This window comes from Helicobacter sp., from assembly GCF_022511165.1.
GTDB lineage: Bacteria > Campylobacterota > Campylobacteria > Campylobacterales > Helicobacteraceae > Helicobacter_C.
The window spans coordinates 17,326-30,350 of the sequence record NZ_JAFLSB010000001.1; the positions used below are offsets into that span (position 1 = coordinate 17,326).

Here is a 13,025-nt window from a genome sequence, read left to right on the forward strand (position 1 = left end):
CACATTAATCTTTCCTCAAATAATGCTTAGGAGTAACTTTTGGATACATTTGATTATTATGAAATCTTAGAAATTTCGCGCACAAGCGATAAAGAGAGTATTAAAAAAGCCTATCGCAAAATGGCACTTAAATATCACCCTGATAGAAACCCAGATGATAAAGTCGCCGAAGAGCAATTTAAGCGCATTAATGAAGCCTATGAGGTGCTAAGCGATGATTCAAAGCGGCAAATTTATGATAAATATGGCAAGGAGGGATTGCAAAATTCCGGCTTTAGTGGCTTTAGTGGAAGAGATTTTAGCGATATTTTTGGGGACTTAGGTTCAATCTTTGAATCTGCCTTTGGGGCGAATTTTGGCTTTAGTGGGCAAAAGCGCAATAATGGCAAATACAATCTTGATGCTATCATAAGCCTTGAGCTAAGTTTTAAAGAAGCTGTTTTTGGTTGCAAAAAAGAAATACATAATAGCTTTAAAATCGCTTGTAGTAGCTGCAGCGGAAGCGGCGCAAAAGATGGCAAAATACAGCAATGTAAGGATTGTGGTGGTAAGGGGCAAATCTATATGCGACAGGGCTTTATGACTTTTGCGCAAACTTGTCCTACTTGCAAAGGCGAGGGAACACAAGCAAGTGAAAAATGTCCTAAATGCAAGGGTAAGGGCTATGAGATGAGTGAAGAGAGCTTTGAGGTAGCTATTCCAGAGGGTATTGATGATGGCAATAGAATCCGCATCAGTGGGCGAGGAAATGCCGATAAAAGTGGCAAAAGAGGAGATTTGTATATTTCTGCAAGTGTGAGCGAAGATGAAAACTATGTGCGCGATGGCACAAATGTATATATTGAAGTGCCTGTGTTTTTTACCTCTATCGTGCTTGGCACAACGCTAAAAATCCCCTCTTTACGCGGGGAACTAGAGCTAAGAATCCCTCCAAATACGCGTGATAAGGAACAATTTGTCTTTGATAATGAGGGGATAAAAGATGTCAATAGTGCATATAGGGGTAAATTTGTGGCACAGATTAAAATCACTTATCCACCTAAACTTAATAGTGAGCAAAAAGCCCTTGTAGAGCAGCTTGAAAAAAGCTTTGGGGTGGAAAGTGAGCCTTATAAAAATCTCTTTGAGGAATGCTTTAGCAAGATTAAGCAATGGCTTGCACATCATAAGGCACATAAAGCGGAATGAATGGGCTTTCTTGGTATGTAAATGTAAAATTGTAAAAATTTGTGATATATATGATGTCGATAAGTTAAGATTCTATAAGTTATAATATAACATTTTTTGCAAAGAGGGGCTTTGCTCCGCTTAAAAGCGGTATTTTGGGGGCAAGTATCACTCTCTGCACTCTAGCTTAAAATCGGCGCGGAGGATACTTACTCCTATTTAAGTCGATTTTGCACCATAAGCGGCAGGAGAATCAAAAACAAAAATAAATGCCATCTCATCATTAAGGAAATATAGATGCCAAAATTTTTCCCCCACTCCCTCCCCTCTTTTACTGCTGTGTGCAACAGAGCATTTGTTTGTATTATTTGCTTTAATGCTATAATTTATGCTTCTCTTTTTTGGCAATTAAACGGGGGGGGGGGATAATGCAAGTATTTCAAGCCTCTTTGCATTTTCTATAAAAAACATCATCACCAACGTCGTTCTTTTATTTCCTATTTTTTATGTTCTTAGTCTCTTTCGTTACTCTTTTTTTATCACTTACTTTTTTGTTTTTTTGATGTTTATAATAGCCCTTGTGGATATTTTTTTGATACAATATTTCCATACTCCCCTCAATCCTGTATTTATAGATATATTTTTCTCTACCAATGCCAACGAAGCAAAGGAATTTTTTGGATTTTATAGCGATAAAATCATAGAGGCAATCACGCCTTTTTGCATTATAGGCGCGATACTTATATTATATCCTTACGCAAAGTTTTACACAAAATTTGTCCCCAAGCTGACTTTACCCCAAAAATATATTTCTTTTGGCAGAATCTTCACACTTTGCGTATGTATCATTTGCACCATCATGGTGGGCCTAAAAACATATCGTTTAAAAGAAAATCGCCTCCCCTATCTCAGTAAAAACAATGCTTTTATAAGATGGGGCGATACTCTAGCAAATGCTCTCCATACCCACTCCCACATCGCTCAATACAAAACCCTCTCTAAAGACTATGATACTTTTTTGAAAAATGTGCCCTATCCTGTCTCTGCTTCATATTTGATTCCCAATGTCGTGCTTATCCTTGGTGAATCTACCCAAAGAAACTATATGAGCCTCTATGGCTATCCTCTGCCCACTAACCCACTTCTTAGCACATTGCAAAACGCTGGGAATCTTGTCGTTTTTAGCGATGTAATCGCCCCTTCTTCAAGCACCAACACAGCATTAGAAAATGTCCTCACCTTTAGGCATTATGAAAATGCTCAAACTCCTTGGTTTAGGCAGCAAAACATTATTGATATACTCAATCTCGCAGGGTATAAGACTTTTTGGCTTAGCAATCAAGAAGTAATGTCGCTTTATGGCAATGTCCCAGAGATTATCTCTAGGAGAGCTGATGTAACGCGCTTTAGCACGATGAGTGATAGTTATAATGTAGGTGCGGCGTATGATGAAATTGTCTTAAAGCTTTTAGATGATGTGCGCGGGCAAGAATCTAAAAATAAAGATTCAAAGCAAGAGCATACAAGCACATTGTTAGAGGATTTACAAGAATCTTTATATCACTTCTATCTCTTTCATCTAATGGGGAGTCATAGCACTTACAAATCGCGCTATCCTCAAAGCTTTGAGCGATTTTCTCCACAGGATTTAGTAAATGCCCATCTCAACACCCTCGCTCCCTATCCGCACACTTCCTCTACACTTTTAAGCAAAAAGCAGCTACAAACAAAAGTAGAATACCTCAATACCCTGCTTTATAATGACTATGTGGTAAATGAGATTATAGAGCGATTTAAAGACAGCAATAGTCTTGTGATATATGTAGGCGACCACGGCGATGAAGTCTATGATTTTAGGGATTTTGCAGGGCATAGCATTATTTCAAGATTTGTTGCGGAGATACCCTTTATGATATATATGAGCGATAGCTTTAAGGCGCATTACCCCAATCTCGTGCAAAAAATCCAAGAAGCTAAAGATAAGCCCTTTATGAGTGATGATTTAATCCACGCCTTGCTTGATTTGCTCGGTATCACCACATCAGATTTTATACAAAGCCGCTCGCTTTTTAGCTCACACTATAATGACAAACGAGCGAGAATCTTCGTTGGCGTGGATTATGATAGAGATTTAAAAACAATACAAGAACAAACTAACGGGGGGGGGGGTATAAACACATACCCGAGTAAAATTTGGCTTCATCGTGTAGATGAGATACAAAAACTACTTGATTTTAAAAATAAATATTATGGCTTTGAAATTGATGTGTATTTTTTGGATTCTCCAATGCCACATTTTGATGTAGGGCACGATGAAGAGGAAAGCATAGGGTTAGACTTAAGGGATATGCTTAAGCAAATGCAAGATTTAAAATGGAGCGATACACCGCGTATATGGCTTGATTTTAAAAACCTCACTGCCGAGAACGCACAAAATGCGCTTAAAGAGCTAGAATCTCTCTGTACAGAGTTTAAAATCCCTCCTTCTGCAATCATCGTAGAGAGTGGCAATGCAAATGAGCTTGGAATTTTTAAACAAGCAGGATTTTGGAGTAGCTATTATGTGCCATACTATGATAAAGATACTCTAAAAAATCGCGGAAAGGAGATTAAGCAGGAATTAGAGCACATTGTCGCAAGTGGTAACATAAGCTCATTGAGTTTTCCTTATTATCTTTATGATTTTATAAAAAGTGGGCAATTTACCTTCCCTAGTGGCAAAGAAAATATTGATATACCACTTTTAACTTGGAATGAGGGTGAAAATGCAGTGATAAATACACAAACAAAGGCATATTTTGACCCACAAATAAAAGTAATTCTTGCTGGGGAGAGAAAAATGGGGGGGGGGAGATATAGATAATTTAAGCTATGAAAATGCGCCAAAAGCTTTTGGTAAGCATAAGCTTACCATTGAAGCTCCATAAGATTTTGCTCTTTCATCGCCTGATGTATTTCTTCATATCCTTTCAATGCACTCTCATCACAAAGCACCCATTGATTTAAGCCCTCTAAACTCATCATATGCGCTATTTTTGGATCATTTTTAAGATGATTTTGAGAGCGCATCATTTGCACAAATGCCTCTTTAAGTGCGCTATCAAAGCTTTTGAGTGCAGTAAAATTACAATGGCAATAATCGGGCGACATATAAAAACTTGCAATTTCGGGGTAACTTCCCTCCTGCATAATTCTCGCCCAAGTTGTAGAGCCAATAGCCCCCGCATCAAGCTCCCCACTGCGAATCTTATCAAGCACATCAAATTCACTCCTACCCGTATCGCCGTGTTTGCCCACATCACTATTAAAGCGAATGATGTTTATAGAATCTTGTGCATTTTTCGCGCCAAGTGTGGTTTCTGTGAGTTTTAAAGAATGCTGCTGCAAGTAAAATAAAGGCATAATCGCTGCTTGAGCAGAATCTAAACTCCCTAACCCAAAGCTCTTGCCAATAAGGCTTTGCACATTTTCTATGCTGCCTTTTTTGCTGACAAACACACTCTTAAATCCTATATCGGTATCACGCATTAAAATCGCCTCTGCCTCTTGCTTTGCTGCAAAAAGTGAGCGCACATAGGCGACATTGGTATTCCACGCAATATCAATCTTTTTATCCACGAGATAACGTACTTGTGCTTCATAATTACTAAAAAGCACATAGTCAAGGCGAATATCGCTAAAGTAGTTATTAGCATATTCTCTAATTGTATCCCAAATAGGCACAATCTGCGGGGCATAAGCCACCGCTCCTACTAAGATATTTCTCATACTTCCCCCTTAGGCTAAAAGCGCATCAGCAAGCCAAGTTTGTAGCACATCAAGGCTAGGAGCCATTACTTGAGAGGCAAAGCTATCGCGCAAATATCGCTCCAAAGGCAGTAATTTAGAATACGCCTTTCCTCCGCCAAGCCTCATTGCAAGAGAGGTAATATCCATTACTAATTCTGTGGCATTAATCCTGCACGCAAAAACCTTACAGGGTGCATCTGGTTCTTTATTATCAAATGCCCTTGCTGCTTCTTTGACAAGCGCAATTTGTGCTTGTACTTTTGTGTAGAGTTTGGCGATGTGGATTCTTACAAGCTCCTTATCCGCAAGGCGGCTACCATCGGTATATGAACGATTTTTTATATGAGAGAGAGCACATTCATACGCTGCCTTGCCTACCCCACTATACACCGCACCAAGCCCCACGACAAAATACATCGCCACAAACCCTAATTGCGCATCTGCATCGCCATCTTTACCTAATAAATATCGCTCAACATTAAGCTTTAAGTCATTATATTGCACTGGTTTTGAGACATTTCCGCGCATACCTAAGCCATTCCATACACCTTCTTCGTGTATAAGCTCCTTGGCATTGCTTGGGACAATCCAATTATTTTTACCACCTTTGACCGCACAAGAATTTGTAAGGGTTAAATAATAAGTCGCCTCCTGTGCGGAAGTAACGAAGCTTTTACGCCCTTTTAGAATCCGCTCACTCCCTGCGTCTGTTTCTGTAATATCTGGGCTACCAAAATGCGTCCCCGAGCCACTCTCACTATATGCTAAAGCCATAGTTGCCTCACCCTTAGCCACTTGGGGCAAAAACTCATCTTTTTGCTTTTTTGTTCCAAAGGTTGCCACAGTGGCACTTGCAACATTGTGCATCATATAACACAAGGCGGTAGAAGCATCAAATTGCGCTAGAGAGTAGCATACCTTAGCGTGAGAGAGGCAATCTCCGCCTAATCCACCATATTCTTTTGGCACAAGTAAGGCTGTGAATCCTTGCTTTTTAAGCTCATTATAAGCCTCTTTGGGGAATCTTGCGTCTTTGTCAATAGATTCTGTATAGGGGGCTACATATGCCTTACCAAACTCTAAACTTAACTTCTCAATGTTTTGCAAATCTAACATTTTTGCTCCTTTATTTTAAATTTTATCTTTAATAGCCTCATTAAGGATTACATAAAATTAGGCGTGTGTGCCTTACTTAAATCCCTAGCAAGCTCCTCATCAATGCCGCATTCCACTAACCGCTTTGTGCGGTTTTTTTCCATTTTTTTCTTTAATTCTAACACCTCCTCAAAACCTCTTGATATATGCTCCTCTCCCCCACCACGCAAAAGAGCCATAGATTCTAAAAGCAAAGAACTCTCGCTAATTTGGCTATCTAAGTAGTTTTTGCGCGCAAACACTACTTCTTTAAGTAAGGCAATTTTTGCAGGATTATGTGCAATAGTGTGCTTAACATTACTCATACCATAGGCAACGTGCCTACTCTCATCGCGCCGTGCAAGATAGAGTAAATGCGCACTCGCCTCATCACCCAAAGCCCTAAAGCTCTCCTCTAAAAATCGCAACAAATCAATAAAAGTCCCTTCCCCCATAATATGCAGCAAAAAGCTAGATTTAAAATAATCTTTCTCTCTATACAGACTATAAAGACTTTGTTGTGTAGTGAGTGTAGAATACTGCACACCAAGCCCTGTGGCATTGGCGCGTTTAATGAAAGATTCAATATGGCGACTTTCATCACCTATGATACTTGAAAGCAAAAGCGGCACAGGCGTGAAATAAGGCGAGATTTGTGCCAAAAAGCGACTAGGAATATACAAAGCAGAAAACTCATTTTCAGTCAAATAAGTCATAATCTGGGCTATGGCAAACTCTAAGCTAGGAGAAAATGGCGGAATCTCCTGCCATTTTATATCGCTTGAGGCATTCCATTGTGTCTTTTTGGCATCTTCATAAATGCTCTCTAATTGCGGACTAAAAATCTCATTATCATAATTATAGGTAAAATGATAAGCAGGACTTGCAGATTCTACACTCACGCCAAAGGGAGCTAAACCCTGCCTATCTGGCGCAATATGAGGATTCTCAAAGGTAGAAAAACGCGTGTGAGAGTTTTTAGTAAGCGTATAGAGGAATCTGCCTTTAGATTGGGCTTTAAGAACGCTTTTGCTCACAAATGCTTCGCCCTTAAAGCGACACCATACCAACAAATCATTCTCTAAATTATCCAAATCACTCACAATCTCAATAGTAGCGCCTTGAGGTAAGAGCAAAAACGCATTTTCTAAGCGCATAAAAAAGAGTGTTTGTGGTGGTAAATCGCCCATAAAGATACAAGATTTTTGCATAAAACCCCTATACAATAATAAAGTACCAATAAGTAAAAATAGTTTTAAGTCGCATAAATGGAGGACTTGTTATCTTTCAACCTGAAAGCTATGTAAGCGATATGATTGTAATACAATCTCACTTAAAAATAAATAATGTTTTTCTCATAGAAAAATTTCACACCACACTTTTTATAAAGCTTAACACATCAGCGAATACTTGCTCCTTATTTATCTCATTAAAAATCTCGTGTCTTGCACCCTCATAGAGCTTTAATTGCACATCAAAACCGCATTTTTCATATTGAAGTGCAATTTTTTTCACACCCTTACCAAAATGCCCACAGCTATCATCATCACCACTAATAATAAGAAGTGGCAAGTGTGCCCCATTCAAGCCTTGTGTATCATTGACAAACATCATACCACCAAAAAGCCCAATGAAGCTTTGCAGGCTAAATACAAAACAACACGCCTTATCTGCCTTATATGCCTCCACCACTGCCTTATCACGACAAAGCCACGCAAATGCACCGCTTGCATAACCTTCATCACTGCTTTTCTCAAATGCTCTATTAAATCCACCAAAAGAAAGGGCATTGATGAAATATTTGCCCTTTGTCTCCAAACCACATTTATTGTGTGAAGAGGATTAAAAAAAGAATCTGCTTTTATGAGCGAATATTTATAAGATTCTAAAATGTGTATCTCCCCTCGATAAACGCACTTCGCCCCTGTCCAATGAGGAATCCATATCCTGCAATAGGGTCGCTTGAATCCCCATTATAATAGCTATAATAAAAATGATCAAAGACATTGCGCACCCCACCATTAAAAGCCCAATCGCCCAATGTGAGATGAAAGCCTATATCAGTAAGATTATAAGCAGGGATATGCTTTTGCCCCACACTTATGCGCGGGGCAGTCGGTGCAGGAGAAGTGCTTACAAAGCCCTCCATATCTTTTTGCGCCCCAATAAAGCTATTTTGCATATACAAGCTAAGAAAATGCAAGGGCTTAAAGTTTATCCCAAGTGTCGCCTTATAGTTACTCACATAGGGGATTTTAAGGCTTGATTTAAGCCCATTATTGCGCAATACCCTCGCATCAATATAAGTAAAACTCTCACTAAGGCTCAATCTATCGCCAAAAATATACTGCTCACTTAAAAGTTCAAAGCCTGCCCTTGCTGTCTTATCATAATTTCCATAGCTCACACCTGTGGGATTATGAGCATTGCCTATGGTATAAAATTCATTATGTGTGAGTGTGTAAAACACCGCTGCACTTAGGCTTACTACATCTCCAAAGTAGTCTTTTAGCCCAAGCTCAAAGGTATCATAGCTCTCTTTTTCTAAGTCAGTGGGGAGATAGGTGCTATTTTGTCGGCGCAAGAGATTATTAGGCGAAGGAGCAAAGAATCCCCGCTCATATTTGGCATATACCTTACCACTGCTTGAATATGCATAGCTTGGGGTAAGCTCAAAGGCAAAGTTGTGATTGCTTTGGCGCAAACTCCCAGAGGCATCGGTATTTATTGGTATAGTTTGCCCTCCAGTCATCGTCATATTCATCATAGAATGATAATCCGCATTGACATCATAATAACTATAATCATATCTTGCCCCCGCACTCACTGAAAATGTGGGTGTAAAATCATATTTTTCTATGGCAAAGAGGGCATTAGAGAATTTGCTCCCTTTAAAAGGAATGCGCATCGTGTGATCAATAGCAATATTAGGAGTAGTTGCATTATACCACATCACCATTGTGCGCTCACTTTTTTGATACACACTCTCTCCCCCGAGTATAAATCTCCCATTACTATGCGTATTATCCCATTTGGCTAATGCACCAATTTTTGCATCTTTAAAAGATGAGCCACTTTGCGAATAAGGCACATTGCTTGCCCCACTATAATTCACAAGAATCCCGCTAGAATCCACATAATCAATATTATTGAGATGATAGAAAGTTTTTAGCTCAAGTTTATTGTTTTCACTCAACACCCCATCAATCCCCACACTCGTATCAAGGCGCGTTTGTGTATTATGTATATCTCCTAATCCTTTGGTTTTTCTATCACTTTTACTTGGATTTGGGATACTTTGAAAGGAATTATTAGGCGAAGTATCAATCACACCTGAAAAATAATCCACATCAACATATACAGATGAAGCATTGCCAAAATCTTTTGTGAGATTAAAATTTGCTTGCGCTCCACTTGTTTTATCCCCTTCTCTGCTCCCGCCACGATTGATATATGCCCCTCCAAGCGAGATATATGTCCTCTCAAAAAGCTTGCCACCAAATTTTGCATCAGCATTATAGCTATTACCTACAGAAGCTAATGTATTGCCATAATTGAGCCCCGCACTAAAATAGGGCTGCTCATATCGCCTTTTTGTAATGATATTCACTACCCCCCCCCTTGTGCCATTTCCATACATCACAGCACCTCCTCCGGGCAAAATTTCAATTGATTCTATGCTTTGGGGAGAGAGGGTATTAATAGGGCTTACGCCGTGGCTAGAATCAAGCATATTTGCATATATGCCATTAAAAAGCACCTGCACAGAAGTATTGGCGCGATTACCCTGCCCTCTTAAGTCAAGATTACTGCCTAACCCGACATTGCTTAAGCCTACAATAGGGTTATAGCGGAAAATCTCCTCACTTTGAGCATAACCTTTGCCTAGAATAGATTCTTTGTCTATCTCATACACATTGCGATTAAGCTCATCTAAATGCGCATTGAAGTTATGGGCTTTGACAACAGATGTGCCAAGATTGACTGATTCTTGAATCATAAGAGAATCTTCTCCCAAACTTGCAATCACCAATGCACCAAGAGGCAATACTATGTTTTTCATTTTTGCTCCTTTTTGAATATGTGAGTGGCACTCTATCTTTTTTAATATTAAATTAAAATAAAAAATATAAGAATTATTATTAATAATAAAATAAGAAGGAGCATTATGGGTATTAAAATATATTAAAATAGGGATTTTTAAATTCATATTAGATGATAAAATATTGAGCTTTAAAATAAGAAAAGAAATTATTTTTATATATAAGCCTTAAATAGTGTTAAAAATAGGAGCATTACAAAATCTTTATTTTAAAGATATTACTTTTAAATTAGAAATGTAGAATCAGCGCTTGAGATTCTACATTTTGTTTTGTTTTAAATAAAGAATCTAACAAAATAAGAAAGCAAGATTCTTAAAAACTCAATAAAATAAGCAACCCAACTTAAAAAACAAAACTTTGGTGATAGATTCTAATATCCATAATAAGTAAGCCCATAGCTCACAAAAATGCGAATCTTTGTCTTTGTACTTGGGTGGGGATAGTCTTTATAGGCAATCTCAATTGTGCGCTCACTATTGCGATCTAAAAGCATATAATCTGATGAAAGAATGATTTTTAATCCACTAATATCGCCATTTGGGTGAAGGTAGAATTCTACCGCACTTACCCCCTGCTGTCCTAAACGAATAGCGCTTGGGGGGTATTGCAAATAACGTTGCGTAATGCGCCCGATATTTCTTAGATTATTGACTAAAAATTCTTGTTCGGCTAAGCCATAGTCTCCAAACTCCTCGCCATAAAGCTCCTCAATATCGCGTCTAACGATTTTATTCACGCTAGGAAATTTTTTCAAAGCCTGCAGAGAACTGCTATTGTTATTATTTTGCACCGCTTTGCCCTTGCCATCATAGAGACTTAAAGATTGTAAATCAAAGCTCTCTTGCGCGTGGGGATTACTTTGTGCCTTAGGGGATATGCTCAAAGGAGTAGATAAAGAATCTTGTTCTTGTGATTCTTGGGTTTGTTCGCCATTCCCTAGAATCTGAAACCCTGCCACTTTCATATGTGCTTCTTTTGAAGTACCTTTTTTGAACTGCATCGAAGTAAAATGCACAAAAAGTAGCCCATAAATCACAAGATGAATAATTAAAGAAAGAAAAAGCCATAACCACAAATATGAGCGAGGTTGCAAGGTAAGGGTATGTGGAGACATCACAGCTTAGTATTCTTATCAGTATGGAGGTATTTAGAAAGTCTCTCTTGCTTTTGTTCTAAAAGCTTAGCAAACTGATCATCAAAGCGCGATTGCTCTTCAAGGGTGATATTTTGAGGAATTGGATAGCGATCAATAAGTGTTGTGCTTGTTGCGCCAATCAAAATCAAATACCGATAGCCATTAGATTCAATAGTAAGAATCTTATGCTTAGAATCAAGATTCTTTTGTGAGACAACTTCGATTTTTGTAGGGTCAAATAATTCCTGCTTTGGCATAATAGAGGCAAAATAGCTCCTAAAAGGCTTTTTATGCACCATATATCGCTTCACAACCCATAGCACAAGCACAAGAAAAGCCATTACTCCTAATACCGCCACATAACGCCAAGTATCAATTCCTAGATCATTTTTAAATGGAATGAGAGTATCAAGCATACCATCATTTTTCTCTATGGGTTTAGGAGTGGGAGCTGAAGTGATAGGCTGGGGTGTAATATCAATTGTTGGAATCTGCGCTTGATGAGGCGTTTGAAGCAATACATCAAGCTCACTTGGTGGAGGGGTGATTCTCACAAAGGTAATCTTAAAAGCACGTGGGGCTTTGCTCACTTGCACATCAATAAGGCGCGGGTCGCCTACGCCAAGGATATAGAGATTTTCTTTTACATTAAAAATCTGCACTTCATTCATAAAAAAACCACGCAAATTTTGATTATGAGCCTTTGCTTGCAAGCTAGGAAAAATCACGCCCTTATAGCCTTCTTGCGCGGTGAGATGAGGAGACTTCTCGTATGTGTCCTCAAGGTTTAAGAGTATCTCAAGTGAATCTGTATCTTGCTTTATCTCAAAATCGCTTACTCTCGCATCTGCATAAAGAATATGCAAAATAGATACAAGACATATAAACACTCTGTGCCATTTCATACGCTATACCAAAATAATTATTGCTCACGCGTAAGATAATATACAATCGCATTAGAATCTAAAATTTCATTGATACGAATGGCTAAGTTACGCTCATACACCATTACTTCGCCTTTGCCAATCACACGTCCATTAATAAATATCTCGATACTCTCTCCTGCGGGCTTACCAAGATCGATGATAGAGCCTTTTTCAAAGCGTAAAACCTCTCCTAAGGGAATCTTTGTATTGCCAAGCTCAGCATTAAACAAAACATCCATATCTAAAAGCCCTGTGTATTTGTTCATCACATCTTCAAGATATGTAGCAAGCTCTATATCTTTGGCTGAATGAATACGTTGTTTATCTAAGATACTCTCTCCAGCCATTACAACTCCTTTAATCGATTAATTTACGCGTCTCATATAAATACTGCATCGCCCATCATCAAGCCGAAAATGCAAGCCGTGATCGTGATTTTTAATCAATCGATGCCCCAAAAATTCAGGGGTGGAAATATCAAAACTTTTACCAAAATCTTGTGCCATAACCTTTGCTCTACCAACTGTAAGATTTGCAAGCTCTTTTGCCATATCCTCTAATGCTTGCTCACTTGGATTATGATCACCCAAAAACTCTCTACAAAAAATACGCAAAAATACTTTATCAAAAAGTAAAAATACATCATTATGTGTGCCAATCATACTGATTCTACTCAAATAGCCTTTTTTAAGTGGCATTATCGAATCAGTGGGCGTCTTGTTAATACTCTTTTGGATAACGTCAAAAAAACTACGATGAATAGTATCCATT

Annotated in this window: 11 protein-coding genes; 2 read left to right on the forward strand and 9 right to left on the reverse strand. The window is 38.5% G+C overall.

What is annotated here, in order from left to right:
* Positions 1-39: 39 nt before the first annotated feature.
* Together dnaJ and J1E28_RS00095 are read left to right on the forward strand one after the other, a co-directional pair.
* Positions 40-1,188 carry a molecular chaperone DnaJ gene (dnaJ, locus tag J1E28_RS00090; RefSeq protein ID WP_291025902.1) on the forward strand — a complete coding sequence of 383 codons (1,149 nt, stop codon included), beginning with the start codon at positions 40-42 and terminating at the stop codon, positions 1,186-1,188.
* 571 nt (positions 1,189-1,759) lie between these two features.
* Positions 1,760-4,030 (forward strand): phosphoethanolamine transferase, encoded by a 2,271-nt coding sequence (locus J1E28_RS00095; RefSeq protein WP_291025903.1) that lies wholly within the window; start codon positions 1,760-1,762, stop codon positions 4,028-4,030.
* 44 nt (positions 4,031-4,074) lie between these two features.
* Here J1E28_RS00095 and J1E28_RS00100 read toward each other — a convergent pair whose 3' ends face one another.
* The 9 genes from J1E28_RS00100 to J1E28_RS00140 all read right to left on the reverse strand — a co-directional run bounded on the left by J1E28_RS00100 (position 4,075) and on the right by J1E28_RS00140 (position 13,024).
* Positions 4,075-4,935, reverse strand: coding sequence for a PhnD/SsuA/transferrin family substrate-binding protein (locus J1E28_RS00100; protein ID WP_291025904.1), 861 nt, complete (start codon positions 4,933-4,935; stop codon positions 4,075-4,077).
* 9 nt (positions 4,936-4,944) lie between these two features.
* Positions 4,945-6,072: an acyl-CoA dehydrogenase family protein gene (locus J1E28_RS00105; RefSeq protein WP_291025905.1), complete on the reverse strand. Its 1,128-nt coding sequence runs from the start codon at positions 6,070-6,072 to the stop codon at positions 4,945-4,947.
* 47 nt (positions 6,073-6,119) lie between these two features.
* The gene (locus J1E28_RS00110; RefSeq protein ID WP_291025906.1) at positions 6,120-7,301 is read right to left on the reverse strand and encodes a ferritin-like domain-containing protein; all 1,182 of its coding nucleotides are present in this window, start codon (positions 7,299-7,301) and stop codon (positions 6,120-6,122) included.
* Positions 7,302-7,458: 157 nt separating this feature from the next.
* Complete coding sequence (locus tag J1E28_RS00115) at positions 7,459-7,908, reverse strand: alpha/beta hydrolase (RefSeq protein WP_291025907.1); 450 nt, start codon at positions 7,906-7,908, stop codon at positions 7,459-7,461.
* Between the two features lie 67 nt (positions 7,909-7,975).
* On the reverse strand, positions 7,976-10,153 hold the full coding sequence (locus tag J1E28_RS00120) for a TonB-dependent receptor (RefSeq protein ID WP_291025908.1): 2,178 nt from the start codon (positions 10,151-10,153) through the stop codon (positions 7,976-7,978).
* A 410-nt stretch (positions 10,154-10,563) separates the two neighbouring features.
* Positions 10,564-11,307 (reverse strand): TonB family protein, encoded by a 744-nt coding sequence (locus J1E28_RS00125; protein WP_291025909.1) that lies wholly within the window; start codon positions 11,305-11,307, stop codon positions 10,564-10,566.
* The gene (locus J1E28_RS00130) at positions 11,307-12,233 is read right to left on the reverse strand and encodes a flagellar biosynthetic protein FliO (RefSeq protein ID WP_291025910.1); all 927 of its coding nucleotides are present in this window, start codon (positions 12,231-12,233) and stop codon (positions 11,307-11,309) included. The genes J1E28_RS00125 and J1E28_RS00130 overlap by 1 nt, the downstream gene beginning before the upstream one ends.
* A gap of 17 nt (positions 12,234-12,250) precedes the next feature.
* Positions 12,251-12,601: a flagellar motor switch protein FliN gene (fliN, locus tag J1E28_RS00135; protein ID WP_291025911.1), complete on the reverse strand. Its 351-nt coding sequence runs from the start codon at positions 12,599-12,601 to the stop codon at positions 12,251-12,253.
* An 18-nt stretch (positions 12,602-12,619) separates the two neighbouring features.
* Positions 12,620-13,024 carry a chemotaxis protein CheX gene (locus J1E28_RS00140; RefSeq protein WP_291025912.1) on the reverse strand — a complete coding sequence of 135 codons (405 nt, stop codon included), beginning with the start codon at positions 13,022-13,024 and terminating at the stop codon, positions 12,620-12,622.
* Position 13,025 lies beyond the last annotated feature (1 nt).

Coding starts and splice junctions, on each gene's coding strand:
- J1E28_RS00140 (WP_291025912.1), bottom strand. CDS start 13,024: ATGGATACTATTCATCGTAGTTTTTTTGACGTTATCCAAAAGAGTATT.
- J1E28_RS00125 (WP_291025909.1), bottom strand. CDS start 11,307: ATGTCTCCACATACCCTTACCTTGCAACCTCGCTCATATTTGTGGTTA.
- J1E28_RS00100 (WP_291025904.1), bottom strand. CDS start 4,935: ATGAGAAATATCTTAGTAGGAGCGGTGGCTTATGCCCCGCAGATTGTG.
- J1E28_RS00130 (WP_291025910.1), bottom strand. CDS start 12,233: ATGAAATGGCACAGAGTGTTTATATGTCTTGTATCTATTTTGCATATT.
- fliN (WP_291025911.1), bottom strand. CDS start 12,601: ATGGCTGGAGAGAGTATCTTAGATAAACAACGTATTCATTCAGCCAAA.
- J1E28_RS00105 (WP_291025905.1), bottom strand. CDS start 6,072: ATGTTAGATTTGCAAAACATTGAGAAGTTAAGTTTAGAGTTTGGTAAG.
- J1E28_RS00120 (WP_291025908.1), bottom strand. CDS start 10,153: ATGAAAAACATAGTATTGCCTCTTGGTGCATTGGTGATTGCAAGTTTG.
- J1E28_RS00110 (WP_291025906.1), bottom strand. CDS start 7,301: ATGCAAAAATCTTGTATCTTTATGGGCGATTTACCACCACAAACACTC.